The organism is Tardiphaga sp. GW821-FHT12E02 (genome assembly GCF_058807155.1).
In genome coordinates, this window is the sequence record NZ_JBXAQK010000002.1 from 178141 (window position 1) to 193079 (window position 14939).

A 14939-nucleotide genomic window follows, 5' to 3' on the forward strand; every position below is an offset into this window, starting at 1 on the left:
CAAAATGAAGCGCGTGATGATCTTGAACGGTCCGAATTTGAATTTGCTCGGCGTGCGCGAGCCGCATATTTATGGAACCACGACGCTCGAACAGATCCGCGCAAGTTGCGAGGTCGAGGCGGGTAGGGTCGGTGTCGACATTTCATTTCATCAATCGAACCACGAAGGCGTTTTAGTCGATCTCGTTCAGTCGGCGCGCCAGGATGCGGACGCGTTGATTATCAACCCGGCGGGCTACTCGTTCACCTCGATCGCGATCCTTGATGCGCTCAAGGCATTGAACAAGCCCATTATCGAACTGCACATTTCCAACATTCATGCACGCGACAAATATCATCGTCACTCAGTGTTGTCGCAAGCGGCGACAGCGGTGATCTGCGGACTTGGCCCGTACGGTTACGTGGTGGCTATCCGTGCGGCCGGCGAGTTGCTCTCCAAGACCGACTAATTCTGCAATTCTTAAAGTGGACGCTTAAGGAACTTGGAGCTTCGCCGATGAATGGCTGGTATTGGCGCAAAGCCGACATTCTACTTTTAACGGTAGTGACTCAGGCAATTACAGATCTCTTCCGACGTGTCGCCTAACGCAAACGGCCCGCCGTTAAAGGCGAGCCGTCCGTCAACGTTACGCGAGCGGTGTTACTCGACGATCTGCACTACGCGACGAGTGCGCGGATCGACCAGCACCGTGCGGTCATTCACGACTGTGTAGCGATATTCTCGCACCGACGCATAGTCATCTGGCACGTCGTAATAGGTCACGCCATCAGCTGGCAGTACGGTACCAACGGCTACCGGCTCGGCGTAGGTGTACGAGCGAACGTTGCGGCCTTGGACGTAGGTGCGGAAGCGGGGACGGTCGTCCACACCAAGCACGCCAGCCACACCGCCGACAACACCACCAACTGCCGCGCCGACCGCAGCGCCTACCGGACCAGCAGCGCGTTCGCCATCACGTGCGCCACGCTCCATGCCACCGGGGACGCCCTGAGCCATTGCGACCTGGCTGGTGGCGATCAAAGCAGCGACTGCAACAAACGATATAAAACGAAAAGACATAGTGAAACCCCATGAGAACATTGCCCGCGCTACAAGTTGCGGTGCGGCAATATGTTCCAGAGGCTTTCGGGGTGAATGCCTATCCCTGACGAGCTTACGCGGCGCAGCTCGGAATCCTTCCTTAAGGATTGCAGGGCATTTTAATCATAGGCGGATCAGTAATGCGTACCGCCGGCAGGTAGACACGACAGACTCGCCGGGAGCGACACCGGCGAGTTTTTAGTATGTGATCAGAATAGGCCGGGGCTCAAGTCCAGTCCGTAAGTCATAAGCAAGAGACAGACGAATAGGCCAGCCGCAGTGAACATGGCGACATGGACCAAGGGGCTTGAGCTTTTTGGGGCCTCTTCTGCAACGATGGCTGGACGCTTCAAGGCTATAGGCATGACATCCTCCGCATTGCTTGCACACATAGGTGCGGCAGGCTGTCGCAGAGGTTCAATGGTTCTGGATGATTTTCTCTCGCGGCAAGTTTGGGCCAGACGCCTTCCGATCGGTTGATCGATGAACGGCGTTGTGGGAGGTGCCGCGGAAGTCTTTCTGATCTTCCTCAAACTCGGATTGACGTCGTTCGGCGGTCCCGTCGCCCACCTCGGCTATTTCCGGTCCGAGTTTGTCGAACGCCGGCAATGGTTGAGCGAAAACAATTACGCCGATCTGGTGGCTCTGTGCCAGTTCCTGCCCAGCCCGGCCTCGAGCCAGGTGGGAATCGCAATTGGCCTGTCCAGGGCCGGCTATCTCGGCGCTCTTGCCGCCTGGACGGCCTTCACGCTGCCCTCAGCCGTTGCGCTCATAATCGTCGCATACGGGCTGAATGCCGCGGGCAGCAATCTTGGTGGCGGCTGGCTGCACGGACTGAAGGTCGCCGCGGTCGCGGTCGTCGCGTTGGCCATCCTCGGCATGGCGCGGACGTTGACGCCCGATCGTCTCCGCGCGTCGATCGCCGTTGCCGCCATGACCGTTGCTTTCCTGCTGCCATCCGCTTGGGGGCAGATCGGAGGCATCGTATTCGGTGGAATCTTTGGATTGGTGGCCATCAAACCTGTGCTGCTGGTCGACGCGACCGTGCTACCGCTTCCGGTCAACCGGCGAGCGGGCATCGCTTCGCTCGCCCTGTTCGCAGGACTGCTTCTGGGGCTGCCGCTGCTCGCTTCCCTGACGGGCAGCGGAACACTACAACTCTTCGACATCTTCTACCGCGTGAGCTCCTTCGTGTTCGGAGGAGGTCACGTCGTGCTTCCTCTGCTTAAGACCGAGATGGTGCCGGCCTGGGTGAACTACGACGCCTTCCTCGCGGGATACGGCGCAACCCAGGCCGTTCCCGGCCCGTTATTCACCTTCGCAGCCTATCTCGGCGCCGTCATCGGAGGGTGGTCGGTCGCGTTAGTGTGCCTTCTCGGCATATTTCTGCCTTCCTTCTTGCTGGTGTTTGGCTTCCTGCCGTTTTGGGACGCGCTGAGGAAGATTCCCACGGCGCAGGCGGGGCTCGCGGGTGTGAACGCCGCGGTCGTTGGACTGCTGCTCGCCGCGTTCTACGACCCGGTCTGGACGGCGGGCATCACAGACCGGTTCGACTACGTCCTCGGCCTTGCCGCCTTCGTGCTGCTGTACGTCTGGAAAGTACCGCCCTGGCTGGTCGTCGCGCTATGCGGTGTGACGGGGCAACTCTTCATTTCCTGACAGCGTCCGTGCCGCGAGCATATTGCTGGTCCTGCCTCAGGCCCTCGACAGGCTGTTCGCCAGCCTCCTTACTCTGGCTGTCGAGGAGATGGAGGGCGAGCGAGAAAAGGCGTGAGGGTCTTCCCGCCGTCATTCTGCCGGTCGGTCGATCATTCAATCGCTCGAGGTGTACTATTTTCGAATGCGAGGCGCCGTCGACGTGCGCTCCTGCTCCTTCGGCGAGATGGCGAAGGTCACCCAGGTGTTGAATCCCTCCGGGCGGTTCTGCGCCGCGAATTCCTTGTAGCCCTTGATGTTGAGATAGCCCTGCATGTCGCCGACGGGAAACAGGAAGCCGAGCTGAGGTCCGATGCCGGCGATGCGCGTCCGGAAGCCCCCGAGGGCCGCCGGCGCGCCGAAGTCGTCGGTCACCTGCTGGAGATAGTATCCGACGAGACCGACCTGGAACTGCTTGGTCACGAAGTTCGAGGCGCCCCAGTCGACGTGGAAGTCGATGCCGTTCTGATAGTTCGTATAGGTGTTCTTGAAGTTGTAGGTGGCACCCGCGACCGCCGAGAACTCGTTGCCGGTCGTCGGATTGAAGTAGGTGTAGCCACCGCCGAAATCGATCGCGCCGTGGCCGATGCCGAGGTTGGCCAACCGGTTCGGATCGTAGTCGCCGACGGGGATGTCGCCCGTGCCGTAGACCATGTAGTTGTGAACGCCCTGGTTCCATTTCAGGGTGACCCGCGGGAGGATGTCGCCGTACGAGGTCAGGCCCTGGGTCCGGTCCAGCGCGATGGTGTTGCCGAGCGGTCCGGTCAGCGACAGCGCGGCCGAGGCCTGGTTGTGGCCGGCTATGCCGAGCACGCTGACCGATAGCTGACCGCTCAGAACCGGCGTCGCGAAAACGTAGCTCGGTCCGAAGCCGACGAGGTCGCCGCGTCCGCCGAGGCCGACATCCACGCGCCCGCCGCGGGGAAATTGCGCGCCCGCGCCGCTGGCGACGTTGCTGTGGATGTAGAGCGTCGCCCAGGACCAACCCGGCGTGCCGGGGGCCGCCGCGAGGCTGGCGAAGGTACCGGGAAGCCAGAATGTCAGGCCGCCTTCCGCAGCCGTCACCGGCCTTGTGGTCCCGAGGATGGCCGATCCCATCGCGGCCCACGCCAAGATCCTCGAGATCGTTCTACGCGTCATGACTTTCTCCATCGTGGGCGGGTCCTAGAAGGGATTGACGTAATCGAGGATCGCGACCTGACGCAGCAGGACGCGGCGGATCATGTGGCTGACCGTCACGTGGTCGGTGAAGATGGCTGCGGTCCCGGTCGCGCCGGCTGGCAGCTTCCGGGCAAACTCGACGTCGTCGAGCGCGACACGGGCGACGAATGGCACCGTCGTAATGCCTTTCGGCATGACCGCCTCGCCGGAGACCTGGGTCTGACCGCTCGCCACTGCCTGCAGGACGCTCTCCACCTTGCCAGTGAATACCCGGCCGGGCGCGAACTTGAAGGCGATCTCGACGTTCTGCCCGGAGGCGACGTAGCGCGCGTCGATCTGGTCGATCTCGATGACGATGTTCGTGCTGGACGTATCGATGAACGCCATCACGGGCGCCGTGCTGCCGACGCGGGCACCGCTGCGCAACGCGACGTTGGTCACGTAGCCATCCGCAAGTGCCCGCACCGTGGTCTTGTCGAGATTCCAGCGCGCGGTCTCGAGCTGCGCCTTGAGCTGATCCACCTGGGACTGGCGCTGTTCGACATCGAACCTGCGCCCCGCATCCCGTTCGAACAGGGTTGTCATCTGGTCGAGGCGGATGGTGGACAGCTTGAGCTGGGACTCGACGGCTTTGACCTGAGCGTCGAACTGGGTCGGATCGATCCGGAACAGCACGTCGCCGCTCTTCAAAGCCGCGTTCGCCGCGACAGGGACGTCCACGACTTCGCCTGCCACGTTGGGCACGATCGCCACGGCGTTCCGGTAGACCAGCGCCTTGCCCTGCGGCGCACCCCAGCCCATCGGGATGAACAGGAGGATGTTGAGCAGCAGCAGCACAATCAGGGGCGACGCCTTCCAGAAGGCGTTGAAGCGGATCAGCCCCAACCACACCAGCGAGAACAGAAGCGCGACATACAGCGCCATCAGTGCGATCATCATGGCCGCTGCTCCTGCCGTCGGGAGGGCACGTCCACATACGCCCAGATCATCGCAACGGGCCACAGGACGAAGCCGAACAGCAGCGTGACCCAGCCGGCGACGCCGACGGCGTCCGCCCATGGGTGTCCCCGCCGCCGCGCCACGTGGCCCGGCATTGATCCCATCAGCCAGATCACCAGTGCGATGACCAGGACCAGGATCGCCAGCACGCACCAAGCGAGGATATCAAGACCGCTCATCGGCATGCTCCGCTTCGACGGGGACCGCGGGCTTCCGCGCCACGCATCACTTGACCTCAACGAAATCGTCGGGCTTCCAGGTTCCGTCGAATGCGGCCGACTGTGGACCGTAGATCCTGAAATAGACGAACCATCCCTTGCCTGGCGGGGTCTTGATCCAGCGGTCTTCTTGACCGGCTGGGGCCGTCGGACCGAAATAGAGATCGGCCTTGTCTCCCGACAGGTTCTTGAGTTCGAACAGCGACCGCAAGGCCGCCTTTCCCTGATCGGTCTGGATCTGGCTGCGTGTTTCCGCGTCGTACACGGTGACCGACCAGAACAGCCGACCTGGTACGGGCAACGGAACGCTCAGCCTGTAGTTTCTGCCGCCGTCAAGATAAGCGCCGCCGCTATCCCGCAATCCAAGCCAGTAGAGCGAACCGGCCGCCGGGTCGCGTCGGAACATCGCGGGCGATGTCGCGATGGCCTGATAGAACCATTTATCCATCGCATAGGTGTCGCGATAATCCTTGGCGTCGAACGACCCGTTCTCGAAGCGAAGTGCCGCCCACTGCCACTGCCTGTCGGCCCAGACGACACGGTCGGATCGACGATCCGCAAGAGACTCGATCCGCATCTGCGCCGACGCGATCTGCGCCGCGTTTTCCAGGATCGCCCGCATGCGCGCGTCCGGATTGAACGGCTGTCCCTTGGCGATGCCGATTGCGGCGAGGTCGCCATACTGCGTTCGGGCGTCCGCGAGCGGCGGCTCGGTCTCCACGATCTCCGACAACGTCTCCCAAAATTGAAGCTTGTCCTCGAATTTTGTGGGCGTCTGATCCTGTGTCATCGGCGTCTGATCGATCCAGGTCGGCTCGGTCCATGAGATGGATTGATCGAGAGGACGGACCTTGATCGTCTTCAGCCGCTCGAATGCGCCGCCCACGTCGCCGTTCTCCGGAAGCGCCCGCAAACCGGCGATCACGCGGTACGAAGTTGCGCGACCGACGTGGTAGCCTTCCGGCACCGTGCCGCTGAAGCCGGGCGGCAACAACAAATGCTTCCCCCCGCGCCCGGCGTCGGGACCGGGTAAACCCATATCGGCGATCCAACGTTGATTGATGTCCAACGCGGCGCCCAGCAGCGGACCGGGCGGTACCTCTATGATCAGCGGCCCAGCGTTCAGGTCGAGCAGGATCGCCCCGTAGGGCGTGTCCGAGTTGAGTGTGAACCCGACGTGTTTCGGCAGGGTGTCGAGCGTTCCGAACACCTTATTCGGGCGGATACCAAGCCTCAGATTCTCCTTCCAGATCGCCGCGCTCGAGACCGTCGGATAGAAGAACCGGTAGGTCTGGATGGCCCTATTGAGGTCGAGATCGTCAAAGACCTTCTGAACGGTATCGGGCTTGGGATATCCGCCTTCGAACGAATATCTTTGAGCCGTGGCCGGGCAGGCCGAAGCAAGTGCGAGCGAACCGGCGACGAACAGACATCGGATGCGACGTTTCACGTGCTTATCTCCCTTTCGGATCCACTTGCCAGGATCGCATTGAGCGCATGACGGATGGTGTTGAAGACGAGCACGACGCCGGTGCAGTACACGGCGAGAAAGAAGGCCTGACCCAGCAGCCAGACGTTCTTTCCCATGATGTCCGGCACGTAATAGAAATTCGGCCACACGGCGTTGAAGACGAAATAGCCGGGATAGCCGATGGCGAAGACACCGAGCAGGCCTACGATGCATAGCAACAGTGGAAGACTGGTATGCTCGTCGGCGGGACGCTGCCGGTCGGTCACGATCAAGGTCAGACCGAGCACGACCATGCCGAGCCCGCCGCCCTGCACGATGGCGACGGACAATGTCCAAGGGCATGCCCACCAGAGCGTGACATTGCGCTTGAAAAGTTCACCCGCGTCTACACTGGCGCCGACGCAGTAATGTCCGATCACCCCGAAAGTGAGGATGAGGCCGAAGACAAAGAAACCAAGGCCCCACTTGCCGAAACGAGCGCCGCTTTCCATTTCCCGTCTCCGTCAACCAGGTGATTTCTCGACGTCAGGCAGTATCCATTTCTTCTCGAACAGCGCTTCCGTCGGCGCATAGAGCCGGAACAGCAGTTCGAATTGGCGGTCCGGGTCGGTGGGCACCCAATTGGATTCTCTGCCATCAGGAGCCCGGGGGCCGAAATAGACATCCACCGAACCGTCAGGGTTCTTCTTCAGATCCGTGAGATTGGATGCGCGGCTGGCGCGGTCCAGTTTCTTGATGAGCGCGTGCGTTTGTCGATCGTAGGCCGTCACCGACCAGTATTGCTTGACGGGGACATTGGCGGGCACGTGAAGGCGATAGGTGTTGCGGCCGTCGAACGTCGCGCCGTCCTTGTCCTTGCTGGCGATCAGATACGTCTGGGCGGTGCCGAGGCGTTTGATGCCGATGTAGCCTATGCTGTACGTGATGGCGCGATGATCGACCGGATAGCTGTCCGGCTCAGCGTAGCCCGAAGATCCGGCCTTGATGGTGTCCGGAAAGGCCGGGATGGCCCACCGACTTCCTTGGAAAAAAGGAGGGAAGCCCTTTTCATAGTTGCCGTCTATGATTTCCCGAGCAGCCGAAGCGGCCGACTCGAGCAGTTTCACGGTCTGATCGTCCGGCTGGAATTTCCGGCCCTTTTCGATGCCGATGGACCTGAGCTGGTCGATCATCGCCTTGTCGCGCGTCTGCCACGGCTCGGTCTGGACGACGCGATCGAGCGACTGGAAGAATCTGATGTCGAAGGGGATCGTCGAATCGTAGGAGATGCCGTTCGCATCTGTAAACTTGGTCTCCGGTGGCCGCGAAGCCTGTGCGAGAGGGTATATTTTCAGGCGCCGCCCATAAGCCGCGGCCTTCGCGATCTCCGCATCGCCATGACTCGTCAAATTGACCCTGAGAAGACCGTAACCCGCATACGTATCGGATTGAACGCCAATGTAGCCCGGCGGAGGTTTCCGCGCGTATCCGGGAGGCATGATGAGATATCTGCCGCCTTTGCCCTTATCCGCGCCGTAGGGTCCGGCGTCTTCCAGGGGCATCTGCCAGACCGTATCGATATTGGCCGCGAACGAATGGTCCTTGTCGGCGGGAGGAACTTCGATCACGACGGGGCCGACGGCCTTCGTATCGAAGAACGTCATGAAGTAGAGCGCGTCCGGATTTGGCGTCAGTGTCTGATTTTTCCAATCGACCGGCTTCGACCAGTAGACAAACTCGTTCTGCTTCGCCGCGGTCTTTGCGAGCATCGCCTGAAGCATGAGATCGTAGTTGACCGCGGGCATGCCCCAGATGACGGCCTGCACGGAGCGGCTGCGGATCAGATCATGCGCTGGTTTGTTGCTCTGAGCGCTCGCCAAATCTAACGAAGAACACATAATAACGAATGTAGCGGTCAGCTTTCTGAGAGCGAGCATACGTCGGTTCCCCCGGCCATTGATCGGATCTTGTAGTCGTCTGAAATCGCGCTGATTCTTCGTGAATTCGATCGTGCGCGTGGAAATGGCGCGGTGTGCCCAAACTGCAATCGGGTCGAGGCTGCCCAATCTCATCTTGATGAGTCCGAACCTTCCATCTCCGGCTCAAAGTATCCGGCATTGCTCGAAGGATGGCTGCAACGACCGTCACTCTGGATCTAAATTATCGCGGGCAATAATCCCAGAATCCTTGAGTGCGCGAAGGATCGGTATAGTACCAACACATACCCGGCGCAGGAGCGGTGCCCGCCCATGCAGCAGCGCTTGCCGCTGTTACAAAACCGACAGCGGCTCCGGCGGCTATTGCTCCCCCGACGGGCCATCGATACCAACCTGGACGAGCCCAACGGACGCCGCCTCCGCGCCAGCCCGGCCTGACCACGGTGTTTGTGCGGACGGCAACATTGCCCCGAGGACCTACGACCGCTGTCCGATTGCGATATGCTGCTCCGCGAGGACCGACAACAGCGCCACCGCGGCGTACAACAGCGCCGCCGCGCGGGCCGATGAACGCTCCGCTTCGCCGAACTCCCGCTCGTGCTTGTAACAACGGAATATCTGGAGCCACGTCGAAAACAGCGAATCCACCAGGAGATATAGGCGCCGATCGAGCAGTGTCAGATACAATTGGTCCGAAACCGACAGCTAAAAGAATAGCGCACCACCGCATAGCCTTCATCGTCACCTCCGTCACGGACCATCGAAATTCCGCCCTGGTTCGCTGACCACAGGCAGGCGCATCCCGGTCGACGATCTTGGCGACGACGACCGCGCCAATGTCGCAAGCCTGCAGCGATCTCCCGGCCGTATGTGGGATGCGGTTGCCATTGCGGAGGAAATGACAGGGGGCCGTGCCGTCAGCGGCGGCTTGTCGATGGATGCGCGTCAGTTGCGTTTCGTGGTGGTGGTTCTCAGCGGTGACGACCTGCGAACCGTATCGCTGGAGCCGCCGCAGTCGCCGCACGCGGGTACGAGATAGCTGCATCCCGTTCGTCGTCCAAAACCGATTGGACATTGTATGGCTCACACACCGATAGCGAATGCGCTCGGGCGCATCGCCGCAACCATTTTCCGGCTCCGCCTCGGACAATCGCAGTCCGCCGGGGTGGCAGACGGCAAGGCTCTTTCAGACAGGCCGTCCTCGCCACGAGGGGAACGCGAAACGCAATCCTCCGTCCGCGCGACCGAGGGATGGTTGAACAGCAATCTCAAGGCGCCCGACTGAAGCGACCATGACGTCATCATCATGAGAGGACAGGTGAATGCAGGACAGCAGCTCGATAATGAGGACCGGATCGCCAGCGGCACCCGATGCGAAGCATCTGCGCCAGCTCGCCAACTGTATTCCCGTCCTGGCAATGGATGCCGTTCAGGTGGGGAAAAGCGGACATCCCGGAATGCCGATGGGCATGGCGGAGATTGCGACAGTACTGTTTTCAGAATTCCTCAAATTCGATCCAGGCGATCCGCACTGGCACGACCGTGACCGTTTCCTGCTCTCGAACGGAGATGGCTCGATGCTGCTTGATGCACTGCTGTTCCTCACCGGTTACCGGGACATGTCCATCGAGGAGTTGAAGTGGTTCCGCAAGATCGACAGCAAGACGTCGGGGGGAAAGGCACATCAGCCGTGAGCACCGCCACTTACTCCACAAAGCGACAAATTGCCGGCTTCCCGTTGTCCGCATGGTCTTTCGGCGTGCGCAACTGGGCCGCGATGATGTTGGCGCTGTATTTGGCGTTCTGGCTGCAACTTGAAAACGCCCTGTCAGCTGCTGTCTGCGTCGGCATCCTGTCCCTGCCGACTCGCGGACAGGCCGCCGAAAAGGCATTCTGGCGTCTGCTTGGTACGTTCATTGGCATCGCCGCGGGCTTTGTCATTGCCGGCATGTTCAACCAGTTGCGCGAGCCGTTCATCATTGCCTATGCCGCATGGCTCGGACTCTGCGTATTCGTCGCGCGTTTTTTCGACGGCAATCGCGCCTATGGCGCGATGCTCAGCGGCTACACCGTATCGCTCGTGGCCATCACGCAGATCGATGCGCCGCAAAACGTCTTCTCGACCGGCGTCAATCGTGGCGCGGCGCTCGCCGTCGGTGTGATCGCGGTCGCTTTCGTCAACGATCTGCTCGGCGCGCCCGAGGTGTTTCCGCAACTCCGGGACAAAATCATCAGGACGCAGCGGCGTGTCCGAGGTTTTGTCAGCGACGCCCTGCGTCTCGGGCCCCCGCCTGACGTGGCGGTCGGTGATCTTCTGAAGGACGTTGTCGCGCTTCGCGCTGACGTCAACGCCATGCCGACCGAAGGCCCGATGGGCGGCGGGCGCGCCTCCCTGGCCCGCGTTGCCATCGCTGCGATGGTCCAGCAGATTGGAGTCGCTCGGGCGACTTCCGCAGTGATTTCCAGGGGCGGAGATGCCGGCCGCAGGATAGGCGAGAGCTGGTCGACCACGCTCAGCCATCCGGAAAGCCCGCAGGCGCGCGAATTGCGTGCGTCGCTGCGATCCGAGCTTGGCACCGAACGCGCCGATCCAGAGCGTCTGGTCGCGGCAAGCGGCGCGATGTTGCTGTTCGACCGCGATCGGGTGGCTCGCAATGCGATCCGCGATCTCGAGCAGGGCCAGAGCCGCCGCTTCGGCATGCGTCTGCCGACCTACAGTTCATACGAGGTCGCCTTGCGGGATGCCGCGCGGGCCTTCGCTGGCGTAGCTTTGGTCGGGATGATGCTGTCGCTGTCGAACTGGCCGCAGGTGTCCTTTGTTCTCGCCCTGATGAGTGGCGTTCTTGCGGTCAGCAGCGGGCTGCCCGATCCGCGTGGTTTTGCCAAAGCCGCCTGCATGTTCGTTCCAATCGTGGCGCTGCTGGCTGGCGTCATCAAGTTCCTGATCCTCGACGGTACCGATCAGTTTCCTCTTCTGGCCATGGCACTTGCGCCGGTCGTCATTACCGCCTCGCTCCTGGTCGTGAGCAATAAGCAGGCACTTTATATGTTTGGGTTCCTGACCCTGGTGTTCGTGCCGGCGCTGCTCGCGCCGAGCAATCCGCAGGACTACAGCCCGCTTGCCTTCCTGACGACGGCGATGCTGGCCTGGCTGGCGATGTTTCTTCTATTTCTCGTTCACACGCTTCTCTGGCCGACGAGCGACGCGATGCGTCGTCGATGGATCATGCGTTCGGCCCGCGCCGACTTTCAGCGTGCAATGGCCGGGCGCGATCGCGCGCGTGCAGGCCTGACAAGTTCTTTCCGTGCCGCCGACCGGATCGCCACCTATGCCGGCCTGAACATTGAAGAAATTCGAGACAGACGAGAGGCAGACACGCATGCGCTGCTGTGGCTCGCGGAAGCATCGACGGCCGCGCGCAGGGCACATGAGGCTATTGCACGTGTCCACAGCGCGGACGCGCGTCAGGCCCAGCGCGCGATATCCGCCTTGCATGCGATGGATGCGTCTGCGCTCCGGGCCGAAGCGGGTTGGTTGCTCGATGGCGCGGACGCCGCCGCTCTCCATAGCGATCGTCTGCGTGCGGCCGTGGCCATGATCTGGATGGCCGGGCTGATCGAGCAAAACCGGACGCTCGTCGCCGCGCTGAAGATGCGGAGGAAGCCATGAGCCACACGTTCTCCGAACTGGTGATCGGCGGCGTGATGATCGCGCCTTTCGTGACCTATCTCGTCGCCAGCGTCGTCGCATTTGCGCTGCTGCGGCCGTTGTTGGCGGCGATCGGCTTCGACAATTTCTTCAGCAATCCGCCGCTGGCCCAGGTCAGCCTGTTCATCATCATTCTGGCACTGGTCATGATGCTACTCTGAAAGGTTTTGCCATGGACGATCAACGCGTTGATCAGTGGGGCACGACATTGCGCGAGCCCCTCAACGACAGTGACGCTCACGGAACCGGGGCGGGAACGCTCCCCGCGGCGCGTGCGCCGGAGCCGAGCACCGACCGCCATGCGGAACGCGAGAGCGCCTCGCGCGGCGAGCCGGTGGATGCGAGTGGCGATGCCGACATCGCGTTCGATGACGAGAAATCGCGCGGCAATCGAATCGCGAAAATAATCGCAACCATCGCGATCGCCGTAATTGCAGTCGCCTCTACCGTTCTGATCTGGAGCTACTACGTAAATGCGCCGTGGACGCGGAATGGTCGCGTGCGCGTGCAGGTGGCCAGCGTCGCGCCCCAGGTGTCTGGACAGATTTCCGAAGTTCGCGTCTCCGATAACCAGTTCGTCAAGAAAGGCGACATCCTCTACGTCATCGAACCCTTCGACTACAAGTCAGCGCGCGAATCCGCCGAAGCCCAGATGCGGATGCGGGCCGCAGAGATGCAGGTGAAAAAGGTGCAGGCAGAGCGGCGCCAGGCACTGTCGGACTTGTCCGCGACAGTCGAAGACAAGCAGGTCTTTGCAGGAAATGCCGCCCAGGCGCAGGCCGCCTTCGACGCAGCGCAGGTCCAGCTTGCGCAGGCCGACGTAAATCTTCAGCGCACCGAGGTGCGCAGCCCTGTCAACGGCTACGTTACCAACCTGTTGCTTCGCGTCGGCGACGCCGCTGCGGCTGGTACACGCAACATCTCGATTATCGACGCTGACAGTTATTGGGTCGATGGCTATTTCGAAGAGACCAAGATGGCCAATATCTGCATCGGCGATCGCGCCGAGGCGCAGCTGATGGGATATGGCGCACCGATTATCGGCCGCGTCGAGACGATCACGCGCGGCATCAGCGATTCCAATGCGACGCCGAGTACCCAGGGGCTGCCCAGCGTCGATCCCGTCTACACTTGGGTTCGTCTGGCACAGCGCGTGCCGGTCCGCATTGCGATCACCGGAAAGCCTGAGGATATCCCGCTGGTCGCAGGCATGACTGCAACTGTGACAATCCGTGGCCCGGAGGCAGGCAATCATGGGACTGAGGACCGTCCCGGCGCGCTAACCCGCATTCGCCAGAGTTTCGGCGATGCCATTTACGGTCCAACGGCGCGTCCCGGATGCATGTCGATGTCAACGCCGACGCCGCCCGCCGCGTCCATTCAGTCGCCAACGCCGCCAACGAAACTGCCTGCGAGTTCCGTGGTGCCCGGCCTGACACCCGGCATGACGCTGCCTCCGGGCGCGAAATGATCTGCGCATGAACGAGAATTCAGAGAGAGCCAGAGGATGAACAAGCGCCGAAAGCAAATCGTGCTCGCGATCGATGTGGGCGGGACGCATGTCAAGGTAATGACGACCACCCACAGGACGAAGCGCGAATTCGAGTCCGGACCGCATCTGACGGCCAGAACAATGGTGAAGAAGGTCAAAGAACTCACGAGCGACTGGACATACGACCGCGTTTCCATCGGATATCCCGGTCCCGTCATCGGCAATCGTGCGATCCGCGAGCCCCATAATCTGGGGCGCGGATGGAAGGGCTTTGACTTCGAAGCCGCGTTTGATCGCCCGGCGCGTGTCGTCAACGACGCCCTGATGCAGGCACTCGGAAGCTATGACGATGGCCGCATGTTGTTTCTGGGTCTTGGCACCGGGCTCGGCTCCGCAATGATCATTGATGGCATCCTGGAGCCGATGGAGTTGGGTCATCTGCCGTATCGAAAGAAGACTTTCGAAGACTATGTCGGCGCTGCGGGGCTTGAACGGCTCGGGCGGAAGAAATGGCGACGGCGCGTTGCTGAAGTGATCAACGATCTGAGGGAAGCCCTCGAACCCGATTACATCGTCTTGGGCGGCGGCAATGTTGCGCATATCGACGAGCTGCCTCCGAAAACCCGACGCGGCGACAACGAGAACGCGTTTCTCGGCGGATTTCGACTGTGGGAGCCAACCACGCCGAGTGCGAGATCCAGGAAGAAGTTGCGGAAGAAATAAGACTGAACGCCGGTCGCGCCGGCAGAAGTCTCTCATGGCCCAACATGAAGCGCATAGATTTGTTCGGCCGCTTCCGATCGAGGATTACGGCCTGGTCGGCGACGGGCCGGCGATCCTCTCGGTGCGCACTGCGCCATCGTGATGCTCGCCGGTGTCGCCGGCATCTTCAAGATCATCAATGTCTACTACGATCCCGAACCGGGGGAGGCGCGGCTTGCGCTCTACTACGATGATGCCGCGCTACGCCGGCTTGCCCGAAACGGGCTGTTTGTGGAGCCAACCAGCGCAAGTGCTGCTGCGGCTCTAGACAGACTCGCACAAGAAGGTCTCATAAGGCAGAATGAGAGCACCGTAGTCGTACTGAGTGGTTCCGGGCTTAAGGCAGCTTCCGCTGTCGCGGATCTCGTGAAGTAGCGCGATGATCGTTTCGAGCTGCCCCTGCCACGCGCTTCAGATGATACACAGTGGTGGCGGT

14 protein-coding genes and 2 pseudogenes are annotated in these 14939 nt (G+C 61.4%); 8 read left to right on the plus strand and 8 right to left on the minus strand.

All coding sequences use genetic code 11. The annotated features are described in order from the left end of the window. Positions 1 to 4: 4 nt before the first annotated feature. Positions 5 to 448 carry a type II 3-dehydroquinate dehydratase gene (gene aroQ / locus AC1RQ5_RS28365; RefSeq protein ID WP_493203982.1) on the plus strand — a complete coding sequence of 148 codons (444 nt, stop codon included), beginning with the start codon at positions 5 to 7 and terminating at the stop codon, positions 446 to 448. Positions 449 to 639: 191 nt separating this feature from the next. On the opposite strand, the gene AC1RQ5_RS28370 is transcribed toward aroQ, so the two are convergent. Continuing rightward, positions 640 to 1059: a DUF1236 domain-containing protein gene (locus tag AC1RQ5_RS28370; RefSeq protein WP_493196790.1), complete on the minus strand. Its 420-nt coding sequence runs from the start codon at positions 1057 to 1059 to the stop codon at positions 640 to 642. A 504-nt stretch (positions 1060 to 1563) separates the two neighbouring features. Between AC1RQ5_RS28370 and chrA the strand changes: the two genes are divergently transcribed. Further along, positions 1564 to 2739: a chromate efflux transporter gene (chrA, locus tag AC1RQ5_RS28375; protein ID WP_493203984.1), complete on the plus strand. Its 1176-nt coding sequence runs from the start codon at positions 1564 to 1566 to the stop codon at positions 2737 to 2739. A gap of 171 nt (positions 2740 to 2910) precedes the next feature. On the opposite strand, the gene AC1RQ5_RS28380 is transcribed toward chrA, so the two are convergent. From AC1RQ5_RS28380 to AC1RQ5_RS28410, 7 genes are all read right to left on the minus strand, one after another. Continuing rightward, positions 2911 to 3915: a SphA family protein gene (locus AC1RQ5_RS28380; RefSeq protein WP_493203986.1), complete on the minus strand. Its 1005-nt coding sequence runs from the start codon at positions 3913 to 3915 to the stop codon at positions 2911 to 2913. 24 nt (positions 3916 to 3939) lie between these two features. Beyond that, positions 3940 to 4875, minus strand: a complete 936-nt coding sequence (locus tag AC1RQ5_RS28385; RefSeq protein ID WP_493203988.1) for an HlyD family secretion protein — start codon at positions 4873 to 4875, stop codon at positions 3940 to 3942. Then, on the minus strand, positions 4872 to 5114 hold the full coding sequence (locus AC1RQ5_RS28390; RefSeq protein WP_493203990.1) for a DUF3302 domain-containing protein: 243 nt from the start codon (positions 5112 to 5114) through the stop codon (positions 4872 to 4874). Before AC1RQ5_RS28390 ends, AC1RQ5_RS28385 begins: the two co-directional genes overlap by 4 nt. 46 nt (positions 5115 to 5160) lie before the next feature. Next, entirely contained in the window at positions 5161 to 6603 is a 1443-nt protein-coding gene (locus tag AC1RQ5_RS28395; RefSeq protein WP_493203992.1) for a DUF1254 domain-containing protein, read from the minus strand. After that, entirely contained in the window at positions 6600 to 7115 is a 516-nt protein-coding gene (locus tag AC1RQ5_RS28400; protein WP_493203993.1) for a hypothetical protein, read from the minus strand. The genes AC1RQ5_RS28395 and AC1RQ5_RS28400 overlap by 4 nt, the downstream gene beginning before the upstream one ends. Before the next feature lie 12 nt (positions 7116 to 7127). After that, positions 7128 to 8669, minus strand: a complete 1542-nt coding sequence (locus AC1RQ5_RS28405; RefSeq protein ID WP_493203995.1) for a DUF1254 domain-containing protein — start codon at positions 8667 to 8669, stop codon at positions 7128 to 7130. A gap of 348 nt (positions 8670 to 9017) precedes the next feature. Then, on the minus strand, positions 9018 to 9227 hold the full coding sequence (locus AC1RQ5_RS28410) for a hypothetical protein (RefSeq protein ID WP_493203997.1): 210 nt from the start codon (positions 9225 to 9227) through the stop codon (positions 9018 to 9020). 656 nt (positions 9228 to 9883) lie between these two features. Between AC1RQ5_RS28410 and AC1RQ5_RS28415 the strand changes: the two are divergent. From AC1RQ5_RS28415 to AC1RQ5_RS28440, 6 genes and pseudogenes are all read left to right on the plus strand, one after another. Next, positions 9884 to 10213 (plus strand): annotated as a pseudogene (locus tag AC1RQ5_RS28415) (thiamine pyrophosphate-binding protein); the annotation flags it as partial. 17 nt (positions 10214 to 10230) lie between these two features. Next, positions 10231 to 12210 carry an FUSC family protein gene (locus tag AC1RQ5_RS28420; protein WP_493204529.1) on the plus strand — a complete coding sequence of 660 codons (1980 nt, stop codon included), beginning with the start codon at positions 10231 to 10233 and terminating at the stop codon, positions 12208 to 12210. After that, positions 12207 to 12410 (plus strand): DUF1656 domain-containing protein, encoded by a 204-nt coding sequence (locus AC1RQ5_RS28425; RefSeq protein WP_493203999.1) that lies wholly within the window; start codon positions 12207 to 12209, stop codon positions 12408 to 12410. Before AC1RQ5_RS28420 ends, AC1RQ5_RS28425 begins: the two co-directional genes overlap by 4 nt. Before the next feature lie 11 nt (positions 12411 to 12421). Further along, positions 12422 to 13720 (plus strand): efflux RND transporter periplasmic adaptor subunit, encoded by a 1299-nt coding sequence (locus AC1RQ5_RS28430; RefSeq protein WP_493204001.1) that lies wholly within the window; start codon positions 12422 to 12424, stop codon positions 13718 to 13720. Positions 13721 to 13756: 36 nt separating this feature from the next. Further along, positions 13757 to 14464: an ROK family protein gene (locus AC1RQ5_RS28435; protein ID WP_493204003.1), complete on the plus strand. Its 708-nt coding sequence runs from the start codon at positions 13757 to 13759 to the stop codon at positions 14462 to 14464. A gap of 234 nt (positions 14465 to 14698) precedes the next feature. Beyond that, positions 14699 to 14878: pseudogene (locus AC1RQ5_RS28440) on the plus strand (pyridoxal-5'-phosphate-dependent protein subunit beta); the annotation flags it as partial. Positions 14879 to 14939: the final 61 nt, after the last annotated feature.